The 13,453-nt window shown below is 58.9% G+C and carries 10 protein-coding genes; 7 read left to right on the forward strand and 3 right to left on the reverse strand.

Annotated features, from left to right (window positions below; translation table 11 throughout):
• Nucleotides 1-21: 21 nt before the first annotated feature.
• From ACE3RX_RS18365 to ACE3RX_RS18390, 6 genes are all read left to right on the forward strand, one after another.
• Nucleotides 22-1,326: a TolC family protein gene (locus ACE3RX_RS18365; protein WP_374486414.1), complete on the forward strand. Its 1,305-nt coding sequence runs from the start codon at nucleotides 22-24 to the stop codon at nucleotides 1,324-1,326.
• A gap of 18 nt (nucleotides 1,327-1,344) precedes the next feature.
• Nucleotides 1,345-2,583 (forward strand): efflux RND transporter periplasmic adaptor subunit, encoded by a 1,239-nt coding sequence (locus ACE3RX_RS18370; RefSeq protein WP_374486415.1) that lies wholly within the window; start codon nucleotides 1,345-1,347, stop codon nucleotides 2,581-2,583.
• Nucleotides 2,584-2,600: 17 nt separating this feature from the next.
• Entirely contained in the window at nucleotides 2,601-5,765 is a 3,165-nt protein-coding gene (locus ACE3RX_RS18375) for a CusA/CzcA family heavy metal efflux RND transporter (protein ID WP_374486416.1), read from the forward strand.
• Between the two features lie 149 nt (nucleotides 5,766-5,914).
• Nucleotides 5,915-7,195 (forward strand): site-specific integrase, encoded by a 1,281-nt coding sequence (locus ACE3RX_RS18380; protein ID WP_374486417.1) that lies wholly within the window; start codon nucleotides 5,915-5,917, stop codon nucleotides 7,193-7,195.
• Nucleotides 7,196-7,200: 5 nt separating this feature from the next.
• Nucleotides 7,201-7,866 carry a hypothetical protein gene (locus tag ACE3RX_RS18385; protein ID WP_374486418.1) on the forward strand — a complete coding sequence of 222 codons (666 nt, stop codon included), beginning with the start codon at nucleotides 7,201-7,203 and terminating at the stop codon, nucleotides 7,864-7,866.
• A complete protein-coding gene (locus tag ACE3RX_RS18390; protein WP_079436228.1) occupies nucleotides 7,863-8,555 on the forward strand; it encodes a PIN domain-containing protein in 693 nt (230 codons plus the stop codon). The genes ACE3RX_RS18385 and ACE3RX_RS18390 overlap by 4 nt, the downstream gene beginning before the upstream one ends.
• Nucleotides 8,556-8,572: 17 nt before the next feature.
• Here ACE3RX_RS18390 and tnpC read toward each other — a convergent pair whose 3' ends face one another.
• Both tnpC and ACE3RX_RS18400 read right to left on the reverse strand, forming a co-directional pair.
• On the reverse strand, nucleotides 8,573-8,929 hold the full coding sequence (gene tnpC / locus ACE3RX_RS18395) for a Tn3 family transposase post-transcriptional regulator TnpC (RefSeq protein WP_079436229.1): 357 nt from the start codon (nucleotides 8,927-8,929) through the stop codon (nucleotides 8,573-8,575).
• The gene (locus ACE3RX_RS18400) at nucleotides 8,926-11,961 is read right to left on the reverse strand and encodes a Tn3 family transposase (RefSeq protein ID WP_374486419.1); all 3,036 of its coding nucleotides are present in this window, start codon (nucleotides 11,959-11,961) and stop codon (nucleotides 8,926-8,928) included. Before ACE3RX_RS18400 ends, tnpC begins: the two co-directional genes overlap by 4 nt.
• Nucleotides 11,962-12,089: 128 nt before the next feature.
• Between ACE3RX_RS18400 and ACE3RX_RS18405 the strand changes: the two genes are divergently transcribed.
• Nucleotides 12,090-12,332 (forward strand): Hpt domain-containing protein, encoded by a 243-nt coding sequence (locus tag ACE3RX_RS18405; protein ID WP_374486420.1) that lies wholly within the window; start codon nucleotides 12,090-12,092, stop codon nucleotides 12,330-12,332.
• Nucleotides 12,333-12,340: 8 nt separating this feature from the next.
• Here ACE3RX_RS18405 and ACE3RX_RS18410 read toward each other — a convergent pair whose 3' ends face one another.
• Nucleotides 12,341-13,360: a helix-turn-helix transcriptional regulator gene (locus tag ACE3RX_RS18410; RefSeq protein ID WP_374486421.1), complete on the reverse strand. Its 1,020-nt coding sequence runs from the start codon at nucleotides 13,358-13,360 to the stop codon at nucleotides 12,341-12,343.
• Nucleotides 13,361-13,453 lie beyond the last annotated feature (93 nt).

Raw genomic sequence — 13,453 nt, forward strand, 5'->3', positions numbered from 1 at the left:
CTGCACAACAAGGAGATTTCAATGCGCACCCCCGTGCCATTCAGAACCGCTTTTCCGCTGCTCGCGGTCCTTTTTGCGACCGCATTCGGTGCCCATGCTCAGGCTCAGGCTCAGGCGCCGGCATCGCTTTCCTCCCAGACTGTCGTCCTCAATCAACTTCCCATCGAAGCCGGTGGTCCGCTGACGCTTGCCGTAGCGCTCGATCTGGCCCTTCGGGCCAACCCTGACATCACCGTAGCCCTTCGCGAACGCGAAGCCAGCGAAGGCGCTGAGATCCAGGGACGCGCACGGCCCAATCCATCCATCGAGTATCTTGTGGAGGACACCCGCGCCACGACGCGCACCACAACCGTACAGCTCAACCAGCCCATTGAGCTCGCAGGCAAGCGGAGCGCCCGGATTGCGATCGCCGAGCGCGGCCGCGACCTCGCTGACATCGAACTGGCCACTCGCCGTGCCGAGATCCGTGCCTTGGTCATCAGCACTTTCTTTGACGTACTTTCGGCACAAGAGCGAACCCGGCTCGCAAAAGAGACCGTCACCCTCGCGGAGCGAGCCACAGCTGCGGTTTCCAAGCGTGTCATCGCCGGAAAAGTCTCTCCCGTCGAGGAGACCAAGGCGCGTGTCGCGGAAGCCGGGGTCCGGGTCGAACTGGCTCAGGCTCAAGGTGAGCTGCGGGTTGCCCGTCAGCGGCTGACAGGGCTCTGGGGCAATCCGATCCCGCGATTCGAACGCGCAGAAGGTGACGTCGACACGCTTCCGCCAATACCGTCTTCCAACACGGTCGAGCAGCGTATCGAGGCATCACCCGTCCTAAAGCGGGCCTCAGTCGAGATCACGCGGCGCACCTCTGTCACGGCGCTGGAGCGTGCCCGGCGCATTCCTGACCCAACAATCAGCGTCGGGGTAAAACGTGCCGAGGAGCTTGGTCGAGATCAACTCCTCGTGGGCGTGTCCATCCCAATTCCCGTCTTCGACAGCAACCGCGGCAACCTCCTCGAAGCCCTCAAGCGGGAAGACAAGGCGCGGGACGAACATACCGCCCTGCGGGTCCGGCTTACCGGTGATGTCCTGCAGGCCCGTGAGCGGCTGAGCAACAGCCGACTTGAGCTCGAATCCCTACAACGCGACGTGCTGCCCGGGGCGCAACTGGCCTACGAGAACGCAGCGAAGGGTTTTGAGCTGGGCAAATTCAGCTTTCTCGATGTCCTCGATGCCCAGCGGACGCTATTCCAGGCACGTAACCAATACCTGCGCGCCGTAACCGACACCCATCGGGCCTCGGCCGAAATCGATCGCCTTCTGGCTGATCGTATCTCTGAATAACGCAAGGAGGATTCCAAGATGAATCTGAAGAACATGACGACCCGGATCAGCCGAAAGCACCTGATCGCCGTAGCCCTGATCATCGCCTTTGGCGGAGTAGCAGGAGGGTTCATTCTGCACAGCGGACAGGCAGCCAAGGCAGACGGCACCCACGCCAACGATGCTGCACATGATGACGCGGAACACCATAACAAGCCCGCGACGGAGATTCCACCGGACCGAGAGGAAGGCAAGGTCGAGCTCAGCGACGAGCAGATCAAGACCGCAGGAATTGAGATCGACAAAGCCGGCCCAGCCCGGATTCGATCATCTCTGCAACTCCCCGGGGAAATTCGCTTCAATGAGGATCGCACAGCGCACGTCGTTCCGCGTGTTGCCGGGGTCGTGCAGAGTGTGTCGGCCAATCTGGGACAGATCGTCAAGAAAGGGCAAGTGCTGGCCGTACTGGCAAGCCCGGCGCTTTCTGAACAACGTAGCGAGTTGATGGCGGCTCAGAAGCGGTTGAGCTTTGCCAGAACAGCCTATGAGCGGGAGCAGAAGCTGTGGGAGCAAAAAATCTCCGCCGAGCAGGACTACCTGCAGGCACAACAGGTGTTGCGTGAGGCCGAAATTGCCGTTGCCAACGTGCAGCAGAAGCTCACCGCCATCGGTGCCAGTGTGGATGCGGATGGCGGCCTCAACCGCTATGTGCTGCGTGCTCCCTTTGATGGAATGGTCGTTGAAAAGCACATAGCCCTGGGTGAGGCGGTCAAGGAGGACGGCCAAGTGTTCACGGTCTCCGATCTGACCACTGTCTGGGCGGAAATCAGTGTGCCGGCCAAGGATCTGGCCCGGGTCAGGGTTGGAGAAAAGGTCTCCATCAAGGCTTCGTCCTTCGACTCTACGGCGACCGGCACCGTGGCCTATGTGGGCGCGCTCATCGGTGAGCAAACCCGTACGGCACGGGCTCGGGTGCTCCTCTCGAATCCCCAGGGAAGCTGGCGTCCTGGCCTCTTCGTCAACGTGGAAGTGATCTCGAACGAAACCAAAGTGCCGGTCGCCGTGCTTTCGGAAGCGATCCAAAGCATGGACGGAAAGAGCGTTATGTTCGTCCGAGTCGATGATGGTTTTGTGACGCAGCCCGTCAAGATCGGGCGTAGCGATGGAGCACGCACCGAAATCCTGTCCGGACTCAAGACAGGCACCCCCTATGCCACTGCCGGCAGCTTCGTGCTCAAGGCGGAAATCGGCAAAGGCTCGGCTGAACACGAGCACTGAGGGAAAGGTGAACGATCATGTTTGAACGCATCATTCGCTTTTCCATTGAACAGCGCTGGCTCATCCTTCTGGCGGTTTTCGGGATGGCTGCGCTGGGGGTCTTCAGTTACCAGAAGCTTCCCATCGACGCCGTGCCCGACATCACCAATGTCCAGGTCCAGATCAATACCCTGGCCCCGGGCTACTCCCCGCTTGAAACGGAGCAGCGGGTGACCTACCCCATCGAAACGGTGATGGCCGGTCTGCCCAACCTGGTCCAGACACGCTCCTTGTCTCGCTACGGTCTGTCCCAGGTGACGGTGATCTTCAAGGATGGGACCGACATCTACTTCGCACGACAACTGGTGAACGAACGGATCCAAGGCGCGCGGGACAAGCTGCCCGCCGGCATATCGCCAGCCCTGGGGCCGATATCGACCGGGCTCGGCGAAATCTACCTATGGACGGTGGAAGCAAAGGAAGACGCCAGGAAACCGGATGGCAGCCCCTACACCCCCATCGACCTGCGGGAGATACAGGATTGGATCATCAAGCCACAACTGCGCAATGTGCCGGGCGTGACGGAAATCAATTCCATTGGCGGCTATGCCAAGGAATATCAGGTCGCTCCCTTGCCGGAACGCCTGGCGGCCTACGGCATGACGCTCCAAGAGATCGTCACCGCGCTGGAACGTAACAATGGCAATGTCGGGGCCGGCTACATCGAAAAACGAGGGGAGCAATACCTGGTTCGCGCGCCCGGGCAGGTGAAGACCGAAGAGGACATTCGCAACGTCATCATCGGCACCGCGCAGGGTCTCCCGATCCGCATCCGTGACGTGGCCGAGGTAGGCATTGGCCGGGAGCTTCGCACTGGGGCTGCCACCGATAATGGTCGTGAGGTGGTGCTCGGCACCGTCTTCATGCTGATCGGCCAGAATAGCCGCACAGTTTCCCAGGCCGTGGTCAAGAAAATGGAGGAGATCAACCGCAACCTGCCTGCCGGGGTGGAGGCAGTCACCGTCTATGACCGCACCACGCTGGTGGACAAGGCGATTGCCACGGTGAAAAAGAACCTCCTGGAAGGCGCCATTCTCGTCATCGCCATCCTGTTCCTGTTCCTCGGCAACATCCGGGCCGCACTTATCACCGCCTGCATCATCCCTCTGGCGATGCTGTTTACGTTCTCAGGCATGGTGGCCAACAAGGTGAGTGCCAACCTGATGAGTCTCGGCGCGCTCGATTTTGGCATCATCATCGACGGTGCCGTGGTGATCGTCGAGAACTGTGTCCGCCGGCTATCCCATGCGCGGGCATCCCTGGGCCGTCCCCTGAACCGGACGGAGCGCTTCCACGAGGTTTTCAAAGCCTCGCGCGAGTCGCGTCGAGCATTGCTTTTTGGGCAACTGATCATCATGGTGGTCTACCTGCCGATCTTTGCCCTGACCGGCGTCGAGGGCAAGATGTTCCATCCGATGGCCTTTACCGTCGTCATTGCACTCCTGGGCGCGATGATCCTGTCGGTGACCTTCATCCCAGCCGCGGTGGCTCTCTTCATCGGTGACAAGGTGTCCGAGAAGGAGAACCGCCTGATGCACTTGGCCAAGGAGGCCTACGCACCTGCACTCCAGTGGGCCATGAGCGCCAAGCCCGTCGTGCTCACGTTTGCCCTCGTGACAGTGATGCTCAGTGGTCTGATCGCCATGCGGATGGGCAGCGAGTTCATTCCGAATCTCAATGAAGGTGATTTCGCCATCCAGGCCCTGCGCATCCCGGGTACCAGCCTGACGCAGTCGGTAGCCATGCAGCGGCAGCTGGAGAGCCGACTGAAAGAGAAATTCCCAGAGGTCGAGCGTGTCTTTGCACGGACGGGGACGGCCGAAATCGCTTCGGACCCGATGCCGCCTAACATCTCGGATGGCTACATCATGCTCAAGCCCGAGAAGGACTGGCCCGAGCCCAGGCGAGCGCGTGACACCTTGCTGGAAGCCATTCAGGCCGAAGTGGCCACCTTGCCTGGAAACAATTATGAGTTCTCTCAACCCATCCAGCTTCGTTTTAACGAGTTGATCTCCGGTGTCCGAAGTGATGTGGCCATCAAGATCTTTGGCGACGACATGGACGTTCTGAATGGAACGGCCACGGAGATTGCCGCCATGCTGGAAAAAATCAATGGAGCCTCCGAAGTGAAGGTGGAGCAAACCACGGGCTTGCCAGTGTTGACCGTTCAAATCGACAGGGACAAGAGTTCCCGCTACGGGCTGAATGTCGGGGATGTGCAGGATGCTGTGGCGACTGCGGTCGGTGGTCGTGAAGCCGGGACCGTCTTCGAAGGCGATCGTCGTTTTGACATCCAGGTCCGGCTGCCCGACAACCTGAGGAGTGATCTGGAGGCGATCAGGCGGCTCCCGATTCCATTGCCACGCGGCGGTGCCGCAGGAGAGACCCGGGCGAATTTCATTCCACTGGCCGAGATCGCCACCCTGGACCTGGCCCCCGGCCCCAACCAGGTGAGCCGGGAAAACGGCAAACGACGAATCGTGGTGAGTGCCAATGTACGAGGTCGGGATATCGGTTCCTTCGTTGGGGAGGCCGAACGGGGTCTCTCACAAATCAAGGTACCCGCAGGATACTGGACAACGTGGGGAGGCACCTTTGAGAACCTGCAGTCCGCCACGGCACGCCTGCAAGTCGTCGTGCCCGTTGCGCTGCTTCTCGTTTTTGTGTTGCTCTTTGCGATGTTCGGCAACATAAAGGATGGCCTCCTGGTGTTTTCGGGCATCCCGTTCGCACTGACCGGAGGCATCATTGCCCTGTGGCTACGTGACATTCCCCTTTCCATCTCGGCGGCAGTGGGCTTCATTGCCTTGTGCGGCGTTGCGGTACTGAATGGCCTGGTGATGATTGCTTATATCCGCAGCCTGCGCGAGGAAGGCCAGGCGCTTGATCCCGCGATCCGCGAAGGGGCTTTGACCCGTCTGCGCCCCGTTCTCATGACGGCGCTGGTGGCATCCCTGGGTTTTGTGCCGATGGCGATCGCAACAGGGACGGGTGCGGAAGTTCAGCGCCCCCTGGCCACTGTCGTGATTGGTGGCATCCTCTCATCGACCATCCTTACTCTGCTTGTGCTGCCACTGCTATATCGCTTGGCACACGGCTCAGATGAAGACATTGAAGGCGAGGATTCACCTGGGACTAATTGATGTTTCCCTGAGCGCTCATCCACACAAGCCTGCCGGCAGCCCCATTCAACGGCGGCCGACAGGCTTGCGAGTCCGCTCATTCACCCATAGCCTTTTACGGGATTTGGCTTGTTTCCCCTGTGGTGGTTTTGTCATACCCTTGATGCTTCATGAACCGCCTTGACCAATACCTTGAAGCTGCCCAGCGGGAAAACACCCGACTGAGCTACGAGTCGGCCTTGCGACACTTCGAGGTCGAATGGGGAGGCTTCTTGCCGGCCACCACTGACTCAGTTGCCCGCTATCTGGCCGACTACGGCAGCAAGCTTGCGTCCAGCACGCTGCGCCAGCGTTTGGCAGCGCTGGCACGGTGGCATGCCGATCACGGTTTCGTTGATCCGACCAAAGCCCCCCTGATTCGCCAGGTTCTCAAGGGCATCCGTGCGCTCCATCCCAGTCAGGAGAAGCAGGCCAAACCCCTCGAACTTGACCGTCTGCAGCATATTGTCGATTGGCTTAACCGAGGGATTGCCCTTGCTCAAGAATCTGACGATCGACGGGCGCTCCTCCGGTATACCCGCGATCGGGCACTTGTCCTCGTTGGTTTCTGGCGGGGCTTTAGAGCGGACGAACTTTCCAGTCTGCGCATTGAATACATCGAGGTCGTCCCGGGCGAAGGCTTGACCTGCTATCTCCCGCGAAGCAAAGGAGACAGGGAATTTGCGGGACGGCGCTTCCAATGTCCGGCCTTGTCGAGACTCTGTCCCGTGACCGCATATTCGACATGGATCGCAACCGCGGGACTCGTCGAAGGTGAGGTTTTTCGGAAGATTGGGCGATGGGGAAGCCTCGCGCCGACGGGACTGCATCCGGGAAGCCTGATCCCGCTGCTGCGGGAGATCTTTGCTGCTGCGGGGATCGAGGAATCGGGAGACTACAGCAGTCACTCACTGCGCCGAGGCTTTGCAGGGTGGGCCCGGGCCAGCGGTTGGGACGTGAAGGACTTGATGGCCTATGTCGGCTGGAAGGACATCAAGTCGGCCATGCGTTACATCGATGCAGTGGATTCCGGGCTGCAGGCGCGATTCGAGAAGGGGTTGATCTTGCGGGAGGTGCCTGCTGAAGATAAAACCGCGCCGGCGGAGTCACGCCTTGCGTCCGAGACTGCCACTATCCGCGTAAAACTCACGTTGATCCGTCTGAGCGAGTCAGCGCGCGGCATGAACCGGGCCCGCCAAGCCATTGAACAGCACTGCTTCGAACCCTTGAACATGCGCCGTCTCAACGCGGACGGCTCCGAGTACGAACTGGCGATTCCCCTTGTATCCAGAGATGCGCTGGACGAAACGATCTATGAGTTGATCGACACGATGTATCAGCTTGCGGATGACAATCACTGCGGACTCGAAACACGCTTCCACGAACCTGCGACCAACACCACCTGGGATTGATTCACATGGATAACGATTTGGGCTCCTTCCTCGTTTTTCGGGAACTGACGGTTCGCGGCCCTTCTCCGGCCCTTGAGCGCTTGGGAGATGTGATCCAGGAGAACTTGCCCGCGCACTGGTTACGCGACAAGACCAAGGAGCAGGAAAATACCCGCATGTTCGGCGATAGATCGCTGCTTGTTTTCGAGAGGGATGGTTCTGGAGGGTTACCCGCTTCCGGGGTCGCCATGCTGACTGACGGCGAGAAAGCGGAGGTCGTCAACATCGTCCCGCTCGAAAAAAGTCAGTTGTCCGTCCAGGAGTACAACGCAGTCCTGGTTGAACTGACCACAAGCGCGATACAACCTGCTGCTGTGGCATTGGGGCTCAAATGCGAACTCACCGACGACTTGAAGCCTTTTACGGCATGGGTCAGCCCCGCGGCAGGGGACGCCTTGCGGCGCTTCAGCATTCTGGCCAACCATGGAACAGGCTCGGCCCACACGCTGGACAGGGAGCGCTGGTTTGCTTTTCTTCTGCACTGCCATCAAGACCGATGCGAACTGGACACGGACATGCTGCAGCGATGGCTGATGGAGCAAGGAGGCTGGACCTTCGAGCGTGCAAGTGATCTGGCCATCGAATATGAGTTCGGACGAGGCCTTTTGAAATTTGCCGAGCAGAACGCATGAGCACCGACGATGAGGACGTTCGTCGGCCGTGGGTCTTCATTCTCGATACCTGTGTCCTGCTGGATATCGTTCGATCGCCAGTCCGACGCGAATTCTCCCCAGAGAGTTCACGAGCACTCGTCGATGTCTCCAGCCGGGTACGCGCTCAAGCTCAGGAATTCCGTATCGTCATCCCTTCGCTAGTTCGCGAAGAGTTTGAACTGAACCTACCAAAGGTCCAAGATGACGCGGTTCAAGAGCTTTCCCGGACGCTGTCGAATCTCTCCCATGCACACCAGACACTGGACATTCTGTTAGCCCGAACGCCGAGCCCTTTGACTCATGACGCGGCCCAATGGATCGCGGATTGCGTAAGCTTTGCGCGAGACCTGATCAATGCCGCCCAAGAGCTCCCGACCTCCGACGAAGATGTCCGACGTGCGGGCATGCGCTCCTTGAAAGGCGTTGCGCCTGCGAAGCGGGGCAAATCCAGCTTGCCGGATTGTGTGATTACCGAATTCGCACTGCGTATCGCCCGAGAAAACCTCCAGAATGCCGGCGCGCCCTCAGTCCTTTTCATCAGCTCCAACGATGCCGACTACTGTGACGGCCGACGCCTCACTGCATCGCTACAGACTGAATTCGATGCTGCAGGCCTGGGTTTCTGCAGAAACTGGGCGGAGTCTCGCGGAAGCATCATGCGCCGGTAGGTGAAGACCCATGCCGATCAATCCTCTAAGTGGGGTTCAAGATCCGCGAGGGGCTGAATCGCGTCTGCAATGTCGCAGCACGCCCTGGCCACCGACTGAAGCTCTTCTACCAGCGCAGCTGCCGCCTCCCACAAATCCTCCTTATAGGGCTCACTAAGCGGAGCACCGTTGATCACCGTGTGGGCCATACGGTGAAGGCGCAGGATGTCGTCTCGAATCCCATTGCTCTGTTTGAGGCGCCGCATGATCGGCTCCAGGTGTTCAACCTGCCTCAGCAACTCAGTTGTGTCATAGCCGTCTTGCAGATCAACCAGTTTGGCCGCGTTCACGTCGCCGTACGGCGTTGTTAAAAAGTTCGGAGGCGGTATTTTCATTTTGATTCAGCCTTGGTTTTTGCCTGCCGCGCATATTGGACGGAGGCCGCAGCCTCTTTGAACGTGGTGTCGCCAATCCAGGCTTCGGGCTTGCGATTGAGTTTGAGGCTGTAAACCCCGAAACGCTTCACGTGCGCCACCTGGTAGGGACTCAGGAAGGACACTTCCTCGTCCGAAATCTTCCATCCCTCCCGCTTCATGCGTTGAAGCGTCCGGATCATGTCAACAGTGTTATGGAGAATCAGGGCTGAAGCCACGAGATCGTTGTAGCGCAACCGCTTCTGCTGCTCGTCCGGCTCATTGACGGCGATGACGTCTCCACCGAATGAGACCCATTTTGCAAAGCCGTTATAGGACTCGACCTTGTTGGTGTTGGCCGTGATCTCCTGGCGCATCTCCCGGTTGCCGATCCACTCCAACAGGAACATGGTCCGAACGACATTCCCCAACTCTTGAGCAGCGAAGAAAAGACGGTTCTTGCGACTGCTGGAGCCCAGCTTACGGAGCAGCGTGGCGGAAGAGATCCGGCCCGCGTAGATGGAAAGCGCAACCTGCATCAGGTCTTTCCAGTGGCGCTCGATCAACCCCCAGTTCACCACACCGGAGAACAGGCGGTTGATGTGTTCGTATTTCGCGGCCTTTTCAGGTCGGTAGAGCGTCAGATTCTTCCAGTTCCGGATTCTGGGCATCAGCTTGATGCCCAGAAGATGGGTAAAGGCGAAAACCGTCGAAGACTGCCCCTGAGTGTCGGAATGCACCGTATCAGATTCGACAGACAGGCCCGCCTTGAGCAACCCTTCGATGACGTAAATGGCCTCCCAGACACCGGGGGCGATGAAGTGCCGGAACACCGCGATGTAGTTGTTGGCAACGTGGCGGTAAGCCACAGCGCCCATCTTGCGATACCGAAAATGATATCCGGCCAGCAGATTCTCATCGAAGAAGTCGTATTGCGTACCGTCGGCGGCAACGGTCTTGCCGTCCCCCCAGATCTTGGGCAGATCCAGCCGAAGATAGACCTCGTTGAGTTCGCGCTGCGCGGCTTCGAGGCTCTCGATCGACAAGTGGCGGCGATTAACGAACGAGAGCATGTGCGGCGTGATGCCGTTGTTGCTTAGATGCCGCGCGGCCTGACTAGGACCCAGGTTGCAACCCATGGCAAAGATGGTCAGCAGATAGCGTTCGGCAGGCTGCTTGATCTTGGCCATGTTGCCGGAAAGCGGGCCGAAATGTCGGGTGAATCCCACCCATTGCTCGATGTTTCCCAGCACGTCAAGGATGTGCCGTGAGGGCATGCGTTCCGTCAGCGCATTCTGCAGTGCCACCGCGGATTGCGGGATTTCGCGGGCAGTCGTCTTACGCAGCACCGGCTCTCCGAAGGCATTCAGAATCACGTCACCATGGCACTCGGGAAACCTCTCGTCCAACGTCTGTGCAGTCTTGCTGAGTGCGTCGCGTAGTCCCTTCACAAAGTCATCCGACTTGAGCGGAAGTCCGATTTTCTCGCAGTAGGCGGGAAGGAGTGCCTGGCACTCTTCCCAGGGAATCAACTGATCACGGTAATCCGCGAATTCCTCCGAACCGGCGATGCTGAGATCCCCCGCGCGCAGATCCTCTGCCAGGTGTGAGAACACGCAGATTTCCAGGTGACGACGGCTGATTCCTGCATGGATGCCAGCAGTATCGCCGGTGCGCAGAAGCTTGCGCCAGCGTTCCGCGGCGAACGAGAGGTCTACGCTGTCTCCAATCCAGTCGATGCGATGCTTGTCCTGATACAGCTTGATGACTTCAAGCGCGTCGATCAATGTTCGATCCTGGCTGGTCGGACGAATATCAAGAAGATGTGCGAGCCTGAAGAGCAACGAGCGGTGAGGCCGGAAATGCTTCCAGATCAACGGCAGATAATTATTGCCGCTGCTGGCCTGTATCTGAGCACAGCGCTCTCGAACCTGTTCGATGCCTCCCGCAGGCTCAAGATACTCTCGAATCTGGGCGCCGGCAGCAGCATTGTCTGGCTCGTCCGCCAGGATCGACAACACACCGTCCAATGTTCCGACAAGGCGCTCGACCTGACCCCGCTGGTCGATCTGTATCCTTTCCAGCTCTTCCTTCGCGCGTTTGTGGATGGTGGCCACGCGGCGAAGGAACATTTCAGCCAGCTGATCCCGGGCGCGAACCTGCATGCGGTGGATCAGAGCAACCATCAGCGTGTAACGCTTGGCTTCGCCACACTCCTTCAGTTCCGATACATCGTAGACCATCGCCTGTCCGGCAAAATAACGCACCTTGGTGTCCGGGATTCCCTCGAAGACCCTCTCCAACCCAGGGATCGACTCCAGCCACTCCAGGTGATCAACCAGTGTTTCCAAGTGCTTGCGGGTCGGGCGTTTCGCTGATTTCTTGAGCCGGTTGTATTCACTTTGGCGCTGCTCGAACTTGTCCGTCTGCAGGAGCGCTTTTAGGTTTTCACGGTGCGCGTCGCCGATGCGCCCAGAAACCGATTCGAAAATCCGCGTCTGCACCGCGACATGGGCTCTCTCAGCCAGATCCTCCAGCGTCGAGAAGGCCGGGAGTTCGTATCGCACCATGATCAACCCCTCGATCATGGCATTGATGATGTCGGATCGTTGATCTAGCAGCTCAGCAGCATCGAGAGCAAGGCGTTCGGTCCGAGCCATCGAGTTCGCACCGCCGGCATAGAAAGACTGCACCTTGAGATATTCAAGAATTGCCGTTCGACGACGAGACAGCCTCATTCCATCTGAGTAATCGAAAGCGATCGAGTCACCGAGTTTCAGCTGTTTGCGGATGTGATTGATGACTTCAGGCGGGATGGACTCTTCTGGAGGGAAGTGCCAAAGATGCTGAAAGCACTTGAGCAATACTGCCAGACTGAGTCTTGCAGAAGCTGACCGTGCTTTGGCGTGTAGCCAAGGAATGTCATCCTCGGGGAGCGGGAAAAACTGCTCCAAATCATCTTGGGAGTAGAAGCTCAGGAACTGGGGGTACGCCGTGTTCTCAAGAGATGCCACCTGACACTCCACCGTCGTTATCGGACGGATGTCAGTCTAAGGTATTTTCCCGCGGTCATGCAGATACTCAACGATCCGACGTTGAAATTTGCACTCATACAAAACAAAGACTTACAGGGGATATGTATATGTTTTCCCTTCATCCCGGTCATACCCCGGATTGCTCAGCAGCAGAACGTGCTGTGCACACGCTTAAAGGAGGGGCCGGCAATCTTGGTTTTACCGCCGTGTTTGACGCAGCGAAGGAGCTTGATGAGTTGCTACGGCATTCGATAGGCGATACGCCAAGGGTGCACACCTTGATTGCGCAGCTCGAAACTGCGCAGCAGGCGCTCCAAAAGGCACTCGACGGAACAACAAAGGGGGCGTAGCCCCAGGCTCAACTGCCGTCACGAGGTGGGTAGATGGCGCGCATTTTCTCGATCTGACTGATGACGACTTCCCGCCACTTGGCTGGGGCCAACACCTCTACGTTGTCGCCACAACCCAGCAGCCAGCGTAGCAGCTGCCCGGTTTCCGGAACCTTTGCGCGCACGCGGGCCTTGAACGGACTTCCATCCGGCTCATCCTCGATAACCTGATTCTCGGCCAGCTTGCAGTCGCGCAGCAGCTCGGTGACATAGCCCCGCACCCGCAACTCCAGATCCACCTCGCCATTGCCGGCAAAATCCGCCTGCCCCTTGCGTACGGCCTCCTTCAGGCTGAAACCCTCGGCCTTGCGAACCGGCGCAGTGCCGACCTTGGCGGACGTGAAGCGGTGCAACGCATACATGCGCAGGGGCTCGGCCTCGTCATTCTTGAGCGCGAACAGATACAGGCGCGGCCCACGCTGCAGCAAGGCCTGTGGGTGCAGGGTCGGATGGGTCAGGCTCCCGCCACCGTCACGGTAGGTAGCACTCAAGGTTAGGGATTGAGCAAGCGCTTCGAGGGCCGCGAGCAGGACCTCTTCCTTGAACTCGGCGGGCAGCAGGCGCTGGGTATCGCTGAGGATGCACAGCTTGTCCTCTCCCAAGCCGAATTCCTCACCCTCCTCGCGCAGGGCTTCCCAGATCTTGTCCAGGCGCTTTGCAGGCACCGCGTCGCGGATCAGGGAGCGCATCAGCTTTTGCGCGTACGCCCACAGGCGCGGATCGGTGACGCCGAGGTCGATCATCCGCCGATACCGCAATGGCTTTCCACCCGGATTGACGACTTCGATAAAGCCATCATTCACCAGCTCATCCAGGTCGCGCTGGATCGAGCGCATCCGGGCACTGTCGGTTTTGCTGGATTCGTACTGCTCGGCCAGCTTGGTAAGCAACTGCCTTGCGTCCGGATAATCGTCCCCGGCCTGGCTCCTGGGGATGCACTTCTGTAGAAGTTTCAGACGGTCGACCCGGGATTGGTGAGCGACGGCCATGGGGGCTCCTGATGAGGTGGGAACGTCCTCATCATACGACGCGATGTGTCGTTTAGGTGGAGCTATAAATGCGCTGCTTGCCGGAGACACTGC

The organism is Zoogloea sp., assembly GCF_041914405.1.
GTDB lineage: Bacteria > Pseudomonadota > Gammaproteobacteria > Burkholderiales > Rhodocyclaceae > Zoogloea.

Bases quoted from the DNA above. Each gene is read 5' to 3' on its own strand.
- ACE3RX_RS18365 (WP_374486414.1), top strand. From the start codon at position 22: ATGCGCACCCCCGTGCCATTCAGAACCGCTTTTCCGCTGCTCGCGGTC.
- ACE3RX_RS18370 (WP_374486415.1), top strand. From the start codon at position 1,345: ATGAATCTGAAGAACATGACGACCCGGATCAGCCGAAAGCACCTGATC.
- ACE3RX_RS18375 (WP_374486416.1), top strand. From the start codon at position 2,601: ATGTTTGAACGCATCATTCGCTTTTCCATTGAACAGCGCTGGCTCATC.
- ACE3RX_RS18380 (WP_374486417.1), top strand. From the start codon at position 5,915: ATGAACCGCCTTGACCAATACCTTGAAGCTGCCCAGCGGGAAAACACC.
- ACE3RX_RS18385 (WP_374486418.1), top strand. From the start codon at position 7,201: ATGGATAACGATTTGGGCTCCTTCCTCGTTTTTCGGGAACTGACGGTT.
- ACE3RX_RS18390 (WP_079436228.1), top strand. From the start codon at position 7,863: ATGAGCACCGACGATGAGGACGTTCGTCGGCCGTGGGTCTTCATTCTC.
- tnpC (WP_079436229.1), bottom strand. From the start codon at position 8,929: ATGAAAATACCGCCTCCGAACTTTTTAACAACGCCGTACGGCGACGTG.
- ACE3RX_RS18405 (WP_374486420.1), top strand. From the start codon at position 12,090: ATGTTTTCCCTTCATCCCGGTCATACCCCGGATTGCTCAGCAGCAGAA.
- ACE3RX_RS18410 (WP_374486421.1), bottom strand. From the start codon at position 13,360: ATGGCCGTCGCTCACCAATCCCGGGTCGACCGTCTGAAACTTCTACAG.